The following is a 16,243-nucleotide window of genomic DNA, read 5'->3' on the forward strand; positions in this document are numbered from 1 at the left end:
TTCGGAATCCTTTTCAGTTGTTCAATTCATGTAGTCCGCAGTTGAGTCAGTTGGAGATAATTTGATGAAAAAACAAAAAACGTCAGCGGCATTGTCCATTCTGCTTTTCGGCGCATATATCGCCGCAGCCGTTCCGGTGCACGCCCAACAGGCGCCGACGCAAACGGCGCAAGCGCAGCAGCCTTCCGCCGATGATGATCTGCTTACGCGTCAGAAGGCGCTCGAGCCCAATTCGCCGCCCAATACGGAAGCGGATGCGCCCATCAGCAATCAGGCGAAGTCGAAGGGTTTCATCGAGGATTCGCATCTGAATATCCTCACGCGTTCGTTTACCGAGCACGACGAGTTCAAGGGCGCGGGCAAGAAGGACGCATGGGTGCTCGGCGCGCAGGCGGTGTTCGAATCGGGCTACACGAAGGGTTTGATCGGTATCGGCGGCGACGTGTCGTTGTTCGGCGCGTTCAAGCTCAACGGCGGGCAGGGCGCGGGCAATCGCGTGCACGTTTCGTCGAGCGGCGACCCGAGCGGCGCGAATCAACTCGCATGGGCCTATCCCGGCGTGTGGGACGTGAAAGCGCGCGTGTCGAACACGGTGCTGAAATACGGTCAACAACTCTTCGATAACCCGTTCCTCGTCCCGCACGACAACCGCGCGCTGCCGCCGACGTATCGCGGCTTCTCGCTTGCCAGCGATGAGATCAAGAACCTGACGCTGAAAGCCGGCACGGTTGACGGCGTAATCGCGCGCGGCATGACGACCGTCACCGGCCTCACGACGGAATACGGCGGCACGCACGTCTCGCAGTTCACCTACTTCGGCGGCGACTGGACCCACGGCGACGATACTGCCGTCTCGCTCTACGGCAGCGTCGCGAACAACGTGTGGCAGCAGTACTACCTGACGGCGACGCAGAGCATCGGCGAACCGAAGAGCATCCGCTGGACGGGCTCGTTGAACTACTACTACACGGGCGCCATCGGCGACAAGCGGCAGGGCGCGATCACCAACAACGCGTATTCGCTCGCGCTCGCCGGGACGCACGGCGCGCATACCGTGCAGTTCGCGTTCCAGCAGATCGTGAGCGATCAGACGTTCGACTACATGGGCCAGTCGGCGGGCGATTATTTGTCGAATTCGCTTGATGTGGACTACAACCAGCCGCATGAGAAATCGGTGAGCCTGTCTTACTCGCTGAACATGAAAGAGTACGGCGTGCCGGGCCTGAAGTTCAGCCTGTGGGGCGCGTATGGCTGGGGCGCGGACGGCAGCGCGATGGCCAACGGCGGCAGCGCGCAGGCAGCTAACTATCTGGTGAACGGCAAGCCGATCGGTGGTACGCACTACGAAATCGGCGTCATTCCGAGCTACACCGTGCCGGATGGCAAGTTCAAGAACACGTCGGTCAAGTTCTACTACATGCACCATCACAGCAACAGCGCGTACTATCCGGACGGCACGAGCGACGTCTACCGCCTGATGGTCAATGTTCCCGTGAATGTCTTCTGAAACTGCTGAAAAACACGGCATCGTAAACCCTACAAATATTTCCGTTTACATTACGTTTAACTTTCATCTATAAAGAGTGGGCGTGCTGCGGATTGCCATGTCTCGCCACGCTCGTCGCCCGGCAGGCCTGTCTCTGCCGGGCTTTTTTTTGTCCACTCGATTTGCAGCGTTGCAGCTTTCATACGCTTACGATACGCATCGTCCTAAGTGAAAACCCCTCCATTTCTTTCGCTTGACTTACTTGATATATCACATACTGTGTATATGCGCGCAGCATGGATGGGCGCGCAGGAGGCGTCGTTCGACGTCCGCATACACAAGGCATATCTGCCAAGGAGACAGGCATGGGAATGAATCGGATTGGCGGCGAAGACAAGGCGTCGCGTCTCGCGTCGCCGTGGGTGCAACTGGTTTTCGGCGTGATTTGCATGGCGATGATCGCCAACATGCAGTACGGGTGGACGCTCTTCGTCAATCCGATAGACGAGAAGTATCACTGGGGCCGCGCGGCCATTCAGGTGGCGTTCACGATTTTCGTCGTAACCGAGACATGGCTCGTGCCGATCGAAGGCTATCTCGTCGACAAGTACGGTCCACGGCCTGTCGTGGTCGGTGGCGGGCTGCTATGCGCGATTGCGTGGGCGATCAACTCGGTGGCGTCGTCGTTGCCGCTGCTGTACTTCGCGGCGGCGGTAGGCGGTGTCGGCGCGGGCGCGGTCTACGGCACGTGCGTCGGCAATGCGCTCAAGTGGTTCCCGGCGCGGCGCGGACTGGCCGCGGGCATCACGGCGGCGGGCTTCGGCATGGGGTCGGCTGCGACCGTCGTGCCGATCGCGCACATGATCAAGTCGAGCGGCTATGAAGCGACGTTCCTGTGGTTCGGTCTCGGGCAGGGCCTCATCGTGTTCCTGCTCGGCATGGCGCTCTACGCGCCGCCTGCGCAATTGCTCGCGACGGTAAAGAGCACCGTCAAGGCCGCGGTCTACAACGCGAGCCCGAAGCAGGTGCTGCAATCGCCGATCTTCTGGGTCATGTACCTGATGTTCGTGATGATGGCCGCCGGCGGCCTGATGGCGACCGCGCAACTCGGGCCGATCGCGAAGGACTTCGGACTGCACGATTCGCCCGTTTCGCTGCTCGGCCTGACCTTGCCCGCGCTGACCTTCGCGCTCACGATCGACCGCGTGCTCAACGGTCTGACGCGGCCGTTCTTCGGCTGGGTATCGGATCGCATCGGACGGGAGAACACGATGTTCGTCGCCTTCGCGATCGAGGCGGTGGGCATCGTCGCGTTGTCGAAGTACGGGCATAGCCCGATCGCGTTCGTCGTGCTGACTGGCATCGTGTTCTTCGCATGGGGCGAAATCTACAGTCTCTTCCCGGCGACGTGCGGCGATACCTTTGGGCCGAAGTTCGCGGCGACCAACGCGGGCCTGCTCTACACGGCGAAGGGCACGGCGGCGCTGCTCGTGCCGTTCTCGAGCGTCATCACGACGATGACCGGAAGCTGGCATGCGGTGTTCATGCTCGCGGCGGGGATGGCGGCGATATCCGCGCTGCTCGCGCTCTTCGTGCTCAAGCCGATGCGCAACGCACATTCGCAAAGGCATGCGCGCGCGGCGGCATCGCTGGACATGTCGTACACGGCCGTGAAGGACTGACGACGGCGAGGCGGGCGGCCTGGCGTGGCGCCCGCTTTGTGTTATCGGATAGTCCGATCAGAACCGCGTGCCGACGCTGCAGCCGCCGAAACCGCCGCCGTTCGTGGCGAAGCCGCTGCAGCCGAAGAGACCGCAGCCGCCGAGCGTGAGTGATGCGGCAACGAGCGCCACCACGGCGCAGAGAAAACGAAGGTGCTTCATGTCGAGATCGGGAACGGGAAAGGCGGAAGCGATTGTCGCGGAACCGGCGCATCCCGATGTCAAAAAGCGTCTGCTGAAACTTCGCGATGTCTCTAGCGCGGGATCGGCTGCTTGACCGGATCGTGCTCGCCGACGATCGCGAAAACGAGCAGCTTCGCCGGCTGCGTCGCGCTCGCATTTTTCGATACGACATGATGCGCGCCCGGCGGCTCGTACCACGATTCGCCGGGGCCATAAGATTTCGCGCTCCCGCCTTCGAGCTGCGATGTCACGCGGCCCTCCAGCACGTAAGCGAAGATCGATCCCGGATGCATGTGCGCTTCGGATGCCTGTCCCGGCTGGTACGAGACCGTCGCCATCAGCACGTTCTTGCCGGCCGCTTCCGGCACGGCCTGCTTCATGACGGGCGTGACGACTTCCTCGCCCGTCGTGTCGTGCGCGCCGGCGTTCGCCGCGCCGAATATCAGCGCCGCCGCCAGCAAGAGAGTGTCGCGCTTTCTCATGTCGATGTCCTCACGCCGGCAACTTGCGAAACGCGATCGCGAAGCGGTTCCAGCTATTGATCGCGGACACGAGCAGCGTCAGGTCGACGATCTCCTCGTCGCTGAAATGCGGCTTCACGGCTTGCCACACGGCATCGGGCACGTGGTCTTGCGACACCAGTGTCAACGCTTCTGTCCATTCGAGCGCGGCACGTTCGCGGTCGGTGAAGAACGGCGTTTCGCGCCACACGACGACCGTCGCTAAACGGCGGTCGGTTTCGCCGCCTTTGCGCGCATCGGTCGTGTGCATGTCGACGCAGAACGCACAACCGTTGATCTGCGATGCGCGCAGGCGCACCAGTTCGGTCAGCGATTTTTCGAGCGCCGACCTGGCAATGCGCTCTTCGACGCCGACGAGCGCCTTGATTGCAGCGGGACTGGCTTTATAGAAGTCGAGACGGGGTTCCATCGAAGTATCCTCTTTGCCTGGGTTTGAAGGTGCGCCGGAGTGGCGCGCGACAAGAGGAGATTAGGCCCACAGGTGGCATTTTGAAATGACCGCTTTCCAGGATTACGAGGTAACCACCTGCAAAGCTCGAATGCAAAGAAAACCGCGGCCGGATGCGCCGCGGGTTGAAATGAACTACGCCAGGCGCGAAGTCAGTCGAGCGCCGACGCCGGGCCGAAGAACTCATAGCGGCTCTGCTTTTCGGGCACGCCGAGCGCCTTCAGATGCTTCTTCACCGCCTTCATGAATGCCTTCGGGCCGAGGAAATAGGCATCGACGTCACGGTTTTCGGGCAGCCATGCGCCGAGCAGCTTTTCGTCGACGTAGCCGATGCCGTGCGCTTCGTGATCGCCGTCGCGCTTGTGCTCGTAGCAGTAGAAGCGCTTCAGTTGCGGATGACGCGCCGCCAGTTCATCGATCGCCGAACGGAACGCGTGCACGCCGCCGTGCCGCGCCGAGTGGATGAAGTGGACCGGGCGCTTGGTTTCGAGCGCGGCCTGCAGCATCGCGAGCGTCGGCGTGATGCCGACTCCGCCGCTGATCAGCACGAGCGGCTTGTCGCTCGCTTCGAGCCTGAAATCGCCGGCGGGCGGATAGAGATCGAGCACGTCGTTCTCGCGAATCTTCTCGTGCAGGAAATTCGATACCTTGCCGTTCGCCTCGCGCTTCACGCTGATGCGATATTCGCGGCCGTTCGGCGCGGCCGACAGCGAGTAATTGCGCCGCAGTTCTTCACCGTCGATGAACACGCGCAGACCGATGTACTGCCCCGGATGAAAGTCGAGCAGGGCGCCGCCATCTTCCGGCACGAGATAGAAAGACGTGATCTCGTCGCTTTCCGGCTTCTTGCGCGCGACGACGAAACGCCGCGTGCCGCGCCATCCGCCTGGCGTTTTTTCGCGATCGCTGTAGATGCCTTCTTCGAGCCCGATCAGCAGATCGGCCAGTCGCCCGTAAGCGGCGGCCCATGCTTCGATGACGGCATCGGTGGCGATTTCCTCGCCGAGCACTTCACGGATCGATGCAAGAAGACATTTTCCGACGATCGGATAGTGCTCGGGCTGAATGTTCAGCGCGACGTGCTTGTTGATGATCTGCCCGACGAGGCCGCCGAGCTTCTCCAGTTCGTCGATGTGCCGCGCGTACATCAGCACGCCATTGGCGAGCGCACGCTGTTGCGCGCCGCTGGCTTGATGCGCCTGGTTGAACATCGGGCGCACTTCGGGATATTCGGTGAGCATCTTGTCGTAGAAGTGCCGCGTGAGCGTCTCGCCGCCGCTTTCCAGAAGAGGGACGGTTGCCTTGACGATGGCACGGTGTTCTGCTGACAGCATTCTTCGTTTCCTCGCTTGATGAAGGCGAAAGCGGGGCGCTTTCGCGTCTGACTTTTCGTCAGACATTCATACACGTTCCATGCCAGAGTAGAATCTCAGATAAATCAACTGCTTATTTGAAACAATGGTCGATTCGACTCTAGTCAAAAGGACTGCAGACGTAGTCGCAATGACTTCGCGCGTGCTGCTCGATGCGCTCGTGCCGCTGATCGAAGACCTGTCGAGCGAGATGCCCGACACCGAGCGTTATCGGCGTTTGCTGCACACGTCGCGCGCGCTGTTCCCGAGCGATGCCACCGCGCTCTTGCGGCTCGACGGCGATACCTTGGTGCCGCTCGCCATCGACGGATTGTCGGGCGACACGCTTGGCCGGCGCTTTCGCGTGAGCGAACATCCGCGATTCGCGCGCATTCTCGCCCACGAGACGCCAACGCGCTTCGCCGCCGGCACCGATCTGCCCGATCCGTACGACGGCCTCGTCAAGGGCGTGAGCGGCCATCTCGAAGTCCACGATTGCCTCGGCTGCCCGCTCGTCATCAACGGGCGCGCCTGGGGTCTGCTCACGCTCGACGCACTCGATCCCGCGCGCTTCGACGGCATCGACATGGCTTCGCTGCAGGCGTTTCTGAGTCTCGCGGCGGCGACGGTGAGCGTGGCAGAGCGCATCGATTCGCTCGCTCGGACGAGCGAGGCCGAGCGGCAGCGCGCGGAGGTGTATCGGCAGGCGAGCGGGCCGCGCCGCCGCGAGATGATCGGCAGCAGCGGTCCCCACAACCGCTTGATGCAGGACATCGCGATCGTCGCGTCGAGCGATCTGACCGTGCTCGTGACCGGCGAAACGGGCGTCGGCAAGGAACTCGTCGCGAGCGAGATTCACGCGCTCTCGCCGCGCGCCGACAAGCCGCTCGTCAGCCTCAATTGCGCGGCGCTGCCCGATACGCTCGTCGAAAGCGAACTCTTCGGGCATGTGCGCGGCGCGTTTTCAGGCGCGTCGTCGGATCGGCGCGGCAAGTTCGAACTCGCCGACGGCGGCACGCTCTTTCTCGACGAAGTGGGCGAACTGCCGTTGCCGGTGCAGGCGAAGCTGCTGCGCGTGCTGCAAAACGGCCAGTTGCAGCGCATCGGCTCGGATAGCGAGCACAAGGTCGACGTGCGCCTCATCGCCGCGACCAATCGCGATCTCGCCGAGGAAGTGCGCGAAGGACGCTTTCGTGCGGACTTCTACCATCGGCTGTCGGTGTATCCGCTCGTCGTGCCGCCGTTGCGCGAGCGCGGACGCGATGTATTGCTGCTCGCGGGCTACTTTCTCGAAGAGAACCGCTCGCGTCTTGGTCTTCTGAGCCTGCGTCTTTCCGCCGACGCGCAAGCCGCGCTGCTCGCGTATCGCTGGCCCGGCAACGTGCGCGAACTGGAGCATCTGATCGGGCGCAGCGCGTTGAAGGCGCTTGCGGCGCATCGGGAGCGCCCGCGCATCCTCACACTTACTGCCGCCGATCTCACGCTTGCCGGCGACAACGCACTGGCCGCGCACGATGCACCATCGGCCGATACATCGCCGTTGCCCGCGCCGGGCGCATCGCTGCGCGACGCGGTGACAGCCTACGAGCGCACGCTCGTCCTCGACGCGTTGAAGCGTCACGACCAGAACTGGGCATCGGCCGCGCGCGAGCTTGGTCTGGATCGCGCGAATCTCAATCGCCTCGCGAGACGTCTCGGTCTCAAGTGAACGACTCGCCCTGTATCCCGAAAAGATGGACATCGCCGCACAAAGCGACTATCTACAGTTGCTAGCGGGTTAGCGTGCTTTCGTTGCGCGTCTCAAAAAAATGCGGATCTTTGTTCAAGCGCAAAAAACGATTCGATGTAGCGCACGCATCGATGCCACGCATTGAGACAATCTCGGAGTTGGGAAAAACGGGCGATCTCTTCTAAGATCAGAAAGGCCAAGCGAACCCTTCGGCATCAAGAACATTGCAGTGCCTTGAAGAACCGCGCCGAACGAAGCTCACGCGTCCGGCAATCGAACACGGCGAATCGACAACGGGGGTTACGTGCGAAACGTGGCAAAGCTCGGCACTTTCATCCGGTCCGCGCTCTTCGCGTTTTTTAGCATCGGCGCGTTCGCCGCGGACAACGCCCCGCTCGAACGCGCGCCCGATACGATGCAGGCGCGCGTGATGGGCTGCGCGGCGTGTCACGGCGCGCGCGGCGAGGGCACCGACAACGACTACTTCCCGCGTCTGTCCGGCAAACCCGCCGGTTATCTGTACAACCAGCTCCTCGCGTTTCGCGACGGCCGGCGCAAGTATCCGCCGATGAATTATCTGCTTGCCTATCTGCCCGATGCGTATCTGAAGGAGATCGCGGCGTACTTCGCGAGCGAACATCCGCCGTTCCCGCCGCCGTCGCCCGTTACCGTCGATGCGAAGACGCTCGATCTCGGCAAGACGCTCGTCACGAAGGGCGATGCAGCGCGCAAGGTGCCCGCGTGCGTGAGCTGTCACGGCGCCTCGATGACCGGCATGGAGCCGGCGATTCCCGGTCTGCTCGGCCTGCATGCCGATTACATCAGCGCGCAGCTCGGCGCGTGGCGTTACGGCACGCGCTCGACCGTGCCGCCCGATTGCATGGCGCAGGTCGCGAAGCTGCTGTCCGACCGCGACATCACCGCGATTGCCGCTTACCTCGCGTCGCTGCCCGCGCCGGCCGATCCGGTGCCGGTCGCCGCCGGGTCGTTCAGGATGCCGCTCGCCTGCGGCAGCGTTCATAACTAACCGAGGACCCGACGTGCTCCGTCTTCGACATTTCCGAGCGCTGACCGTCGCGGTCTTCCTGGCGGCGTGCGCCGCGCCGATCGGACATGCGCTCGCGCAAAGCGCCGACGCCGCCACCGTCAAGCGCGGCGAATACCTTGCGCGCGCGGGCGACTGCATCGCGTGTCACACGCTGCCCGCGGGCAAGACGTTCGGCGGCGGACGTCCGATGGACACGCCCTTCGGCACGCTCTATACGCCGAACATCTCGTCGGACAAGGAGACGGGCATCGGCAAATGGACCGCCGGCGAGTTCTACACGATGATGCACACCGGCAAGTCGCGCGACGGCTCCGTGCTCTATCCGGCGATGCCCTATACGTCCTATACAAAGGTCACGCGCGCCGACTCCGACGCCATCTACGCATTCCTGATGTCCACGCCGGCCGTGCATCAGCCGAACCGGCCGCACGAGCTGCGCTTCCCGTTCAATCGCCGCGAGTTGCTGTACGGCTGGCGCTCGCTGTTCTTCCGCGAAGGCGTGTATCAGCCGGACGCGACGCAATCGGCGGAATGGAATCGCGGCGCGTACCTCGTCGAAGGACTCGGACATTGCTCGATGTGCCATACGGCGATCAACGCGCTCGGCGGCAATGTGAAGTCGAAGGCATTCGAAGGCGGCCTGATCCCGATACAGAACTGGTACGCGCCGTCGCTCACGTCGAACAAGGAAGCGGGCCTCGGCGACTGGAGCATGGACGACATCGTCGGTTTGCTGCATGCGGGCGTGTCGAATCGCGGCGCGGTGTACGGACCGATGGCCGAAGTCGTCTACGACAGCCTGCAGTATCTGAGCGAAGACGACGTGCGCGCGATGGCCGTCTATCTGAAGGCGTTGCCCGCGCGTTCCGGCGACAAGTCCGAGCCGCCGAGCCAGGCTGTCGTCGAGCAGCAGACGAGCCTTTCGCCGCTCGGCAAGAAGATCTACGACCAGCACTGCGCCGAATGCCACGCGGCGCAAGGGCAGGGCAAGCCGCCCGACTTTCCGCCGCTCGCGAACAATCAGTCGATCGTGATGCATTCGTCCGTGAACCCGATCCGCATGGTGCTGAACGGCGGTTATCCGCCGGGCACGTTCAAGAACCCGAAGCCTTATGGCATGCCGCCGTTCGCTCAGTCGCTATCGGATGTCGAGGTTGCCGCGGTCGTCACGTATATCCGCACCGCGTGGGGCAATCGCGGCACGCCGGTCAGCGTGAAGGAAGTAAACGAGCTGCGATCGGCGCCACTTTACTGAGCATCGACCCCAACATGAACGAAGACCCGAATGAAAGCGCCAGCGAAGACGCGCGGATCGACGAGATCGTGAAGCGCGGCCCGTCGGGTGCGATTGCGCTCGCGGGCATCTCGACGGCAATCGTGATCGGTATCTGGTTCGTCTTCTACTTCGCCGTGTTCCTGCCGCGCGGCGTGATCCAGTGATTCATTAAGGCGTCGCATATGGCCATCAATTCAAGCTCGCACGACGTCGCCGAACGGGTCGAACGGCGCTGGGCGATCCTCGTGCTCGCGATCGTCGTCGTGCTGGTCGGCATGGTCGTCTACACCGGCCTGCACTGGGCGATGATGCCGCCCTCGCGCGTCGAGACCGTGCGCCCCGAAACGCTGCATGTGTCGGGCGAGTTCATCGAAAGCAATCTCGGCAGCGCGCCCGAGACCGATGGTTCCGTGACCGTTCGCATCGTCGCGCAGCAGTATTCGTTCACGCCGCAATGTCTCGTCGTGCCGGCGGGCGTGCCGGTCACGTTCCGCGCGACGAGCTCGGATGTCGTGCACGGCTTTCTCATCACCGATACGAACATCAATTCGATGCTGGAGCCGGGCTATGTCTCGACCTTCAAGACGACCTTCGACAAGCCGGGCGAGCATCTGATGCCTTGTCACGAGTACTGCGGCACCGGGCATCAGAACATGTGGGCGCACGTGAAGGTGGTGGAGCGCGCCGAATTCATGCAGATGGCCGACAAGCTGCCGGCCAATTCGCGGAGAGTGTCCTGTGTTCAATAGCAAGCGCCTCGTTCTCGCGCATTTCTGGCTGGCGTTCATCGCTTTCGGCGTCGCGCTTCTGCTCGGCGCGTGGCAGATGCTCGTGCGCAGCCCGCTGCATCCGTGGTTGCAGAATCCGGAGCTTTACTATCGATCGGTGACGGAGCACGGCACGGTGATGGGCTACGCGTTCCCGACGCTCATCGCGATGGGCTTCGGCTATGCGGTGAGCGAGCTTGCGTTGAAGCGCCCGCTCGTTGGCTTGCGTTTCGCGTGGCTCGGCTTCTGGCTCGTCGCGATCGGCGCGGTGACGGCGACGGTGCCTGTCGCGATGGGTCTCGCGTCGGTGCTCTATACGTTCTATCCGCCGATGATCGGCAACGTGTTCTATTACGTGGGCGTCGTGTTCGTGGTGGTCGGCTCGTGGGTGTGGGTCGCGCTGATGTCGGTGAATCTCGCGTCGTGGAAGCGCGAGAACCGCGGCAAGCCGATTCCGCTCGCGATGTTCGCAACCGTCGCGGGCGCGTATTTATGGGGCTGGACGGCGGTGGGCGCGGCGATCGAAGTGCTGTTCATGATCTTGCCCGTGGCGATCGGCTGGAAGACGACGATCGACGCCGGCCTCGCGCGCGTGTTCTTCTCGTGGACGCTGCACGCGATCGTTTATTTCTGGCTGATGCCCGCGTATATCGCTTATTACACGATCATTCCGCGCGCGATCGGCGGCCGTCTCTACAGCGATGCGATGGCGCGCATCTCGTTCATTCTGTTTCTCGTCGTGTCGATGCCCATCGGCATTCACCACTTGTTCGCCGATCCGCAAGTCGGCTCGGGCTTCAAGTTCATGCATTCGGTGTTCACGACGCTCGTCGCCGTGCCGACCTTGCTGACGGTGTTCACGATCTGCGCGTCGGTGGAGATCGCGGCGCGGCTGCGCGGCGGACGCGGGCCGCTCGGCTGGATCAAGGCGTTGCCGTGGGACAACCCGATGATGCTCGCGCTCGCGTTCTCCTTCGTGATGCTCGGCTTCGGCGGCGCGGGCGGGCTCATCAACATGAGTTATCAGCTCGACTCGACGGTGCATAACACGCAATGGGTGACCGGCCATTTCCATCTGATCTTCGGCGGCGCGATCGTCATCATGTATTTCGTGATCGCGTATGACTTGTGGCCGCATCTGACGGGCCGCGCACTGCAGAGTGTGAAGCTGATGCGCTGGCAACTGTGGCTGTGGTTCATCGGCATGATCGTGCTGACGTTTCCGTGGCATTTCGTCGGCATTCTGGGGATGCCGCGTCGCATGGCGTTCTACGACTACAACGATCCGGCGCTCGCGGCGCAGGCGCTCTCCGTGATGATTTCGGTGCTGGGCGGGCTGATCCTCGTCGTATCGGCGGTGCTGTTTTTCGTCGTTCTGGTGAAGGGACATCGCGCGCCGCAGGTGCAGCCCGAGGCGTTCCGTTTCGCTCGCGCGGTGCATGAGCCGCGCACGATTCCGGTGGCGTTGAACAGCTTTGCGCTGTGGCTCGTGCTGATGATCGGGCTTACGCTCGTCAACTACGGCTATCCGATTGCGCAACTGCTCGCGCGTTCGGATACGGCGGTGCCTGCGGTGCCGATCGGAGCGCAGCGATGAGCGACGAACGCCTCTTTACATTTCGCAATCGCTGGTTCACGGTCAGCGTCGTGGGGACGATCGCGATTGCGGCGGTATCGGCGCTGATCGGTTTCGTATGGTTGCCTTCGGTACATCGCGATGCGCCGTTCACCGGCATCTTGAATGCGATCTGCAGCGCGGCGGGCGTGCCACGCGACTGGTATGCGGGCGGCACGGCGGTCGAGCCGAAGGAGAAGCTGACGACGGTGGAGATGACGCCGCAACTGCTCGACAAGGTGAGTGCGAATTCGATCGGACGCGGCGCGACGCTGGCGTTGCGCTGCACGATGTGTCATGGCGAGCGCGGCATGAGCGAGGCGAATTCGCCGAATCTGGCGGGGCAGTATGCGTCGGTGATCTACAAGCAGTTGATCGATTTTCAGAAGGGCGCGCGGAATAATGCGGTGATGTCGCCGATGGCGATGAATCTTTCCGATCAGGACATGCGCGATCTTGCGGCGTATTACGCGAATCTGCCGCGGCCGCCGGCGCAGCGCAAGGTGAGCGATGCGCTTGCGCCGGCGATCGTGGCGCATGGCGCGCCGATGCGGAATATCGCGCCTTGTGCGGCATGTCATGGGGGGATCGATAGCAAAGCCGGTAGTCCCTGGCTCGACGGGCTTCCGGCTTCTTATACCAAGGCGCAGATGGTCGCGTTTGCTAATGGTACGCGGACGAATGACATCAATGAGGTGATGCGCAATGTCGCGAGGAATATGACTGCCGAGGAGATCGATGCGGCAGCGATGTATTACGCGCGGGAGTTGAATGCGGGGGTTAAGTGAGGTTTGTTGTTGCTGCTGTTGCTGCTGTTGCTGCTGTTGCTGCTGTTGCTATGTTGTTGCCGGATCCCGTATTCGTGTTGGTTTATTAGCACTGCCCCTGTGCGGGGCGGCAGTCACTTTCTTTGCTGCTGCAAAGAAAGTAACCAAAGAAAGCAGCTTCTCAGGCCCGCGGTCACACGCAGTTTGGGTAGTGCTCTCGTCCTCCGTGACACTCGCCTAAAGAGTGCCCTCGTAGGCCCAAGCGGGCGTGGATCGCGCACGGTCTGATTTGCCGTAACGCCAAGGGCGCTGGTTCAGCACGAAAGAGCATCGGCACAGCGCTACGCGCTGCCGTCGGGTATGCGAGGGAAACCGTCGGGGCGCATATGGTCGCGCTCGCGCTCGCGCTCGCGCTTGCACTCGCACACCCGATTGACCCATCGGCCGCGAAGCGGGCCGGCGCTATTCGGTGCTGAACCAGTTCGTTAGGCGTTGCGATGTGTCAGATCGTGCGCGATCCAAGCCGGGTGATTGTGATGAGGGCACTCTTTAGGCGAGTGCCATCTCGGACGAGAGAACTACCCAAACTGCGTGTGACCGCGGGCCTGAAAAAGCTGCTTTCTTTGGTTACTTTCTTTGCAGCAGCAAAGAAAGTGACTGCCGCCCCGCACAGGGGCAACGCTAATAGACCAAACGAAAACGGGATCCGGCGACAAACCGGCAAAAAAAATCGCCGCTAAGCCAAAAGGGCCTTCATTGCCCGAGCGGAATGCTTTCTGTATCGTGGCCCAAAGAATGCTGAATTACCTCAGCAGAGCCAATGGAAAGCCCCAAAAAAATGGAACCCCAAAGCGAAGCGATCAAGACAGACGTATTGATCATAGGCGCAGGCCCGGTAGGTCTATTCGCCGCATTCGAAGCCGGCGTGATAGGCCTCACATGCCAGATCGTCGATACGCTCGGTCGCATCGGCGGGCAATGCATCGAACTCTATCCCGACAAACCCATCTACGACATTCCCGCCATCCCCTCATGCACCGCGCGCGAACTCGTCGATCGCCTGCTCGAGCAAATCCGCCCCTTCGACGTGCCGATTCACCTCGATCAACGCGTGCAATCCGTCGTCCAACGCGAGGACGATCATCGCTGGACCGTGACGACCGAAAACGGCATGACCTTCGATTGCGCCGCCATCCTCATTGCCGCCGGTAATGGCGCCTTCGTGCCGCAGCGCCTGCAATTGCCCGAAGCCGCCGCGCTCGAAGGCAAGGACGTGCACTACAGCGTTTCGCGCGCAGCGGACTTCGCCGGCAAGGAGATCATCGTCGCGGGCGGCGGCGATTCGGCGCTCGACTGGGCGCTCGCATTGAAGGGCATCGCGAAGAAGCTCACGCTCGTGCATCGGCGCAACGGTTTCTCCGCCGCGGCGAATTCCGTCGCGACGATGAAGCGCGCAGTCGAAGCAGGCGAAATGGATTTCGTCGTGGGCATGATCGAATCGCTCGATGCGCCCGATGGCCTTCTGCGCGGCGCACGCATCAAGCAAGTAGAAGGATCGGTCGATATCGCCGCCGACAAGATCGTCGCGCTCTATGGTCTCGTCTCCGAACTCGGGCCGATCGCGACATGGAATCTCGACGTGCGCGGCGGACGCATCGAAGTGGATACGTCGAACTATGAATCGTCGCGGCCAGGCATCTTCGCGGTCGGCGACATCGCCAACTATCCGAACAAGCAGAAGCTGATTCTCTCGGGCTTTCACGAAGCCTCGCTCGCATTGCGCAAGGCATATTCATACGCTTATCCCGAGAAGAAACGCGTGCATGTGCATTCGAGCTACGACGCCAAACTCGCCGAACGCGTGAACGCCGCGCACGCGGCCGATAACGCGTGACCGGCCGCATCGTCGCGTGGCTGTTCATGGCGATCCTCGCCGGCGCGGCGATATTCGGCTATGCGGTGTACTCGAAGCGCATCGTACTGCCCGAGCAATACGATCCCTTCTCGCCGCTCGACGTGCGCGCGCCGCAAGGTCCGCTCACGCACTTCAAGCTCTGGCGCACGATGCACGACGCACAACTCTGCGACGCCGCGCTCGCGCGTTCCGGTCTCGTCTATCGCGACATGGCCGATTCGACAGGGCCGGGCGGCTGCGAACTCAAGGACGTCGTGCGCGTGACGCAAACGCAGGACGTGCGCTTTAGCGCGCCGTTTCTCGCAACCTGTCCGCTCGCGCTCGGCATCGCGTATTTCGATCAGCAGTATCTTCAGCAGGCCGCGCTCGATACGTATGGCGAGCGCGTCGTGCGTGTCGAACATGTCGGCAGCTATGCATGCCGCAACGTGAATCATCAGCAGGACACGGCGCTGAGTCAGCATGCAAGCGCGAACGCCATCGATCTCACGGCGTTCGTGCTCGACGATGGACGCCGCATCACGCTCGCGCGCTGGGACGATGCGGCATCGCCCGACGGACAGTTCTTGCGGCGCATCCACGACGGCGCATGCAACGCCTTCGATACGACGCTCGGCCCCGACTACAACGCCTTGCACAAGACGCACTTTCACGTCGACATGGGTCCGTACCGCATCTGCCGATGAATCACGCGTGCCGGCACATCGCGTGATCGTGAGGCTGATCGTTCCACGCCGAGCCCAGGATGATGCTGCAGAAGTTCAGCCGCCTGTAGCTCGGATCCTTCAGCGCGAGCACGTCGGCCTTCACGTTGCCGAACGTCGATTCGGGCTTGGCGATCGTGCCTTTGGCGAACGCATCGATGATGCCTTCCTTGAAGTTCGCCTCACGCGGATGCGCCGCGACCACCAGCCGCCGCTGATCGGCGCTGAACTCGTCGTAGGCGAGCCCGAGCACATCCATTTCGACGCCCGCCGTGACGAGCGCGACCACCGGTTTCTTGTGCTGCGGAATGCCGGGCGTCGTATGCAGCGCGATTGCATCCCACACCTGCTCGATCTCGCTCTCGCCGATGCCATGCCGATGCAGAAAGTCGCGCGCCGCATTCGCGCCATCGACTTCGAAGCGGTCGTGCGGGCTGCTGTATGCGTCGGTCAGGCCCATGTCGTGGAACATCGCGCCGATATACAGCAGTTCGGGATCGTACTTAAGTTGCTTGCGTTCGCCCGCGAGCGCGCCGAACAGAAACACGCGGCGCGAGTGGTGATAAAGGAGATCGGGCTCGGTATCGCGTACGAGTTGCGTGGCTTCACGCGCCATGTTGCTGTCGGGAATCCTGATGCCTGCGATGATTTCACTCATGTTGACGGCTCCGTTTCGAAGGTCGATGAAAGACGCGATCGCTTGCGCGTTGC

Annotated in this window: 16 protein-coding genes; 11 read left to right on the forward strand and 5 right to left on the reverse strand. The window is 62.3% G+C overall.

Features of this window, described 5'->3' with window-relative positions:
• Window positions 1-64: 64 nt before the first annotated feature.
• Window positions 65-1,507 carry an OprD family outer membrane porin gene (locus tag AWB77_RS24890; protein WP_061137124.1) on the forward strand — a complete coding sequence of 481 codons (1,443 nt, stop codon included), beginning with the start codon at window positions 65-67 and terminating at the stop codon, window positions 1,505-1,507.
• A 344-nt stretch (window positions 1,508-1,851) separates the two neighbouring features.
• On the forward strand, window positions 1,852-3,168 hold the full coding sequence (oxlT, locus tag AWB77_RS24895) for an oxalate/formate MFS antiporter (protein ID WP_374728713.1): 1,317 nt from the start codon (window positions 1,852-1,854) through the stop codon (window positions 3,166-3,168).
• 57 nt (window positions 3,169-3,225) lie between these two features.
• Here the strand turns inward: oxlT and AWB77_RS36495 are convergent, their stop codons facing one another.
• The 4 genes from AWB77_RS36495 to hmpA all read right to left on the reverse strand — a co-directional run bounded on the left by AWB77_RS36495 (window position 3,226) and on the right by hmpA (window position 5,693).
• Window positions 3,226-3,369 carry a hypothetical protein gene (locus AWB77_RS36495; RefSeq protein ID WP_167354181.1) on the reverse strand — a complete coding sequence of 48 codons (144 nt, stop codon included), beginning with the start codon at window positions 3,367-3,369 and terminating at the stop codon, window positions 3,226-3,228.
• A gap of 92 nt (window positions 3,370-3,461) precedes the next feature.
• Complete coding sequence (locus AWB77_RS24905) at window positions 3,462-3,872, reverse strand: cupin domain-containing protein (protein ID WP_061137127.1); 411 nt, start codon at window positions 3,870-3,872, stop codon at window positions 3,462-3,464.
• A 10-nt stretch (window positions 3,873-3,882) separates the two neighbouring features.
• On the reverse strand, window positions 3,883-4,320 hold the full coding sequence (locus tag AWB77_RS24910; RefSeq protein WP_061137128.1) for a carboxymuconolactone decarboxylase family protein: 438 nt from the start codon (window positions 4,318-4,320) through the stop codon (window positions 3,883-3,885).
• 191 nt (window positions 4,321-4,511) lie between these two features.
• Window positions 4,512-5,693 carry an NO-inducible flavohemoprotein gene (gene hmpA, locus AWB77_RS24915; protein ID WP_061137129.1) on the reverse strand — a complete coding sequence of 394 codons (1,182 nt, stop codon included), beginning with the start codon at window positions 5,691-5,693 and terminating at the stop codon, window positions 4,512-4,514.
• A gap of 124 nt (window positions 5,694-5,817) precedes the next feature.
• Between hmpA and norR the strand changes: the two genes are divergently transcribed.
• From norR to AWB77_RS24955, 9 genes are all read left to right on the forward strand, one after another.
• Window positions 5,818-7,419 carry a nitric oxide reductase transcriptional regulator NorR gene (gene norR, locus AWB77_RS24920; protein ID WP_061137130.1) on the forward strand — a complete coding sequence of 534 codons (1,602 nt, stop codon included), beginning with the start codon at window positions 5,818-5,820 and terminating at the stop codon, window positions 7,417-7,419.
• Window positions 7,420-7,804: 385 nt separating this feature from the next.
• Window positions 7,805-8,467 (forward strand): c-type cytochrome, encoded by a 663-nt coding sequence (locus AWB77_RS24925; RefSeq protein WP_061137230.1) that lies wholly within the window; start codon window positions 7,805-7,807, stop codon window positions 8,465-8,467.
• Window positions 8,468-8,480: 13 nt separating this feature from the next.
• Window positions 8,481-9,743, forward strand: a complete 1,263-nt coding sequence (locus AWB77_RS24930) for a c-type cytochrome (protein WP_061137131.1) — start codon at window positions 8,481-8,483, stop codon at window positions 9,741-9,743.
• Window positions 9,744-9,757: 14 nt separating this feature from the next.
• Window positions 9,758-9,928 carry a hypothetical protein gene (locus AWB77_RS36500; RefSeq protein WP_096031184.1) on the forward strand — a complete coding sequence of 57 codons (171 nt, stop codon included), beginning with the start codon at window positions 9,758-9,760 and terminating at the stop codon, window positions 9,926-9,928.
• Between the two features lie 18 nt (window positions 9,929-9,946).
• Complete coding sequence (locus tag AWB77_RS24935) at window positions 9,947-10,513, forward strand: cupredoxin domain-containing protein (RefSeq protein WP_061137132.1); 567 nt, start codon at window positions 9,947-9,949, stop codon at window positions 10,511-10,513.
• Complete coding sequence (locus AWB77_RS24940) at window positions 10,503-12,128, forward strand: b(o/a)3-type cytochrome-c oxidase subunit 1 (RefSeq protein WP_061137133.1); 1,626 nt, start codon at window positions 10,503-10,505, stop codon at window positions 12,126-12,128. Before AWB77_RS24935 ends, AWB77_RS24940 begins: the two co-directional genes overlap by 11 nt.
• Window positions 12,125-12,934: a c-type cytochrome gene (locus AWB77_RS24945; protein WP_061137134.1), complete on the forward strand. Its 810-nt coding sequence runs from the start codon at window positions 12,125-12,127 to the stop codon at window positions 12,932-12,934. The genes AWB77_RS24940 and AWB77_RS24945 overlap by 4 nt, the downstream gene beginning before the upstream one ends.
• Window positions 12,935-13,751: 817 nt before the next feature.
• A complete protein-coding gene (locus AWB77_RS24950; protein WP_061137135.1) occupies window positions 13,752-14,807 on the forward strand; it encodes an NAD(P)/FAD-dependent oxidoreductase in 1,056 nt (351 codons plus the stop codon).
• On the forward strand, window positions 14,804-15,514 hold the full coding sequence (locus AWB77_RS24955) for an extensin-like domain-containing protein (RefSeq protein ID WP_096031185.1): 711 nt from the start codon (window positions 14,804-14,806) through the stop codon (window positions 15,512-15,514). The genes AWB77_RS24950 and AWB77_RS24955 overlap by 4 nt, the downstream gene beginning before the upstream one ends.
• A gap of 1 nt (window position 15,515) precedes the next feature.
• On the opposite strand, the gene AWB77_RS24960 is transcribed toward AWB77_RS24955, so the two are convergent.
• Window positions 15,516-16,190: an HD domain-containing protein gene (locus tag AWB77_RS24960; RefSeq protein WP_061137232.1), complete on the reverse strand. Its 675-nt coding sequence runs from the start codon at window positions 16,188-16,190 to the stop codon at window positions 15,516-15,518.
• Window positions 16,191-16,243 lie beyond the last annotated feature (53 nt).

This window comes from Caballeronia fortuita, from assembly GCF_001544835.2.
Lineage (GTDB): Bacteria > Pseudomonadota > Gammaproteobacteria > Burkholderiales > Burkholderiaceae > Caballeronia > Caballeronia fortuita.

Coding starts and splice junctions, on each gene's coding strand:
- AWB77_RS24960 (WP_061137232.1), bottom strand. CDS start 16,190: ATGAGTGAAATCATCGCAGGCATCAGGATTCCCGACAGCAACATGGCG.
- AWB77_RS24950 (WP_061137135.1), top strand. CDS start 13,752: ATGGAACCCCAAAGCGAAGCGATCAAGACAGACGTATTGATCATAGGC.
- AWB77_RS24910 (WP_061137128.1), bottom strand. CDS start 4,320: ATGGAACCCCGTCTCGACTTCTATAAAGCCAGTCCCGCTGCAATCAAG.
- AWB77_RS24945 (WP_061137134.1), top strand. CDS start 12,125: ATGAGCGACGAACGCCTCTTTACATTTCGCAATCGCTGGTTCACGGTC.
- oxlT (WP_374728713.1), top strand. CDS start 1,852: ATGGGAATGAATCGGATTGGCGGCGAAGACAAGGCGTCGCGTCTCGCG.
- AWB77_RS36495 (WP_167354181.1), bottom strand. CDS start 3,369: ATGAAGCACCTTCGTTTTCTCTGCGCCGTGGTGGCGCTCGTTGCCGCA.
- norR (WP_061137130.1), top strand. CDS start 5,818: ATGGTCGATTCGACTCTAGTCAAAAGGACTGCAGACGTAGTCGCAATG.
- AWB77_RS36500 (WP_096031184.1), top strand. CDS start 9,758: ATGAACGAAGACCCGAATGAAAGCGCCAGCGAAGACGCGCGGATCGAC.
- AWB77_RS24890 (WP_061137124.1), top strand. CDS start 65: ATGAAAAAACAAAAAACGTCAGCGGCATTGTCCATTCTGCTTTTCGGC.
- AWB77_RS24905 (WP_061137127.1), bottom strand. CDS start 3,872: ATGAGAAAGCGCGACACTCTCTTGCTGGCGGCGGCGCTGATATTCGGC.
- hmpA (WP_061137129.1), bottom strand. CDS start 5,693: ATGCTGTCAGCAGAACACCGTGCCATCGTCAAGGCAACCGTCCCTCTT.
- AWB77_RS24935 (WP_061137132.1), top strand. CDS start 9,947: ATGGCCATCAATTCAAGCTCGCACGACGTCGCCGAACGGGTCGAACGG.